The sequence below is a fragment of the Ewingella sp. AOP8-B2-18 genome (assembly GCF_052376015.1).
Taxonomy (GTDB): domain Bacteria; phylum Pseudomonadota; class Gammaproteobacteria; order Enterobacterales; family Enterobacteriaceae; genus Ewingella; species Ewingella allii.
The window spans coordinates 1-961 of sequence record NZ_JBQSVB010000061.1 but is presented as its reverse complement, the minus strand read 5'-3'; the positions used below and the strand labels follow the sequence as shown (position 1 = coordinate 961).

The window sequence follows — 961 nt, the reverse complement described above, 5'->3', positions numbered from 1 at the left end:
CCAACGTGGCCGAAAAGTGGGAGCTGTACGAGGTCATTCGCGCCAAGTGGTTCAAGTTCGCCGGTATGCGCCAGCTGTTTGACAGCGAAGGAATCCCACGCCCCACGGTAACGGAAGATGTGGCGCTGCTGAAACAGGTTGATGGACTGCTGGCCCAGGCGCACAAGCTGCATAGCGCGTGCGGGGTTGGCACCATGAGAAATCAAATTGCCGCCCGTATTCGGGCGCTTGAAAAGAAAACAGAGGCAAAACAGTGAAAAAATTTAAGTTCGAATTATCCACGCCGGTTGAGATTCTGATCAGCGGTGAAGCTGGCCACGTCAAAGCGCGTGCCGAGTACGTCACCAATGCCAATGCGTATTTGGTGCATTACAAAGCCGCCGATGGCCGCGCCGTAGATAACTGGTTTGATGAAAGCGAGATTCAAGCCGCACCGCATCACTGGGCTGCAAGGGCTGGGGCCCACAGTTATTTCGTGCCGGGTGTGTATGCCCGGACGTTGTAAAGACTACCGCAAGCCGGGGCGGGCGCGAGGGAGGTAATGCCTATGGGCTATGTACTTTGGATCTCGGTCAGCCCGCTTCTCTTTTCGGGGAAATTTTATGTTCAGTGGAACACCGATTGAATACGACGATGAGCCGCTGAAAAACGATGGTTTTTGGCCGGATTTGAACCTGCAAGAGTTTCAGGAGCAGCGGAGTATTCCGGCTGATATTGATAGCGGAACGGTGGCCACGGCGCTGCTGACCGCCGCCGGTGAAGTTAACGATTTGCTGGCATCAATCAGGGATGACTACCAGGCCAAGGGGATTGGCCAGGCAAGTGAAGCACCAGGCATAAGCATGATGGACGGGAATCTGTTATGCGCCCGCTATAAGCGTGCGGTTTATGCGCGCGCCAAGGCGGATTTATTGGGGGAGTTTGCCAGCATCGGACGCCGGGAGACTCACCCAGGGCAGGA

The 961-nt window shown here is 55.6% G+C and carries 2 protein-coding genes and 1 pseudogene; all 3 read left to right on the top strand.

Annotation, left to right across the window (positions count from 1 at the left end):
- Window positions 1–257 (top strand): annotated as a pseudogene (locus ACT3RR_RS23125) (terminase); the annotation flags it as partial.
- Window positions 254–505 carry a hypothetical protein gene (locus ACT3RR_RS23120; protein ID WP_496201173.1) on the top strand — a complete coding sequence of 84 codons (252 nt, stop codon included), beginning with the start codon at window positions 254–256 and terminating at the stop codon, window positions 503–505. The pseudogene ACT3RR_RS23125 and the gene ACT3RR_RS23120, both read left to right, overlap by 4 nt.
- Before the next feature lie 97 nt (window positions 506–602).
- Window positions 603–961: head completion/stabilization protein (locus ACT3RR_RS23115; RefSeq protein WP_496201172.1), on the top strand; the 359-nt coding region annotated here is incomplete at its 3' end.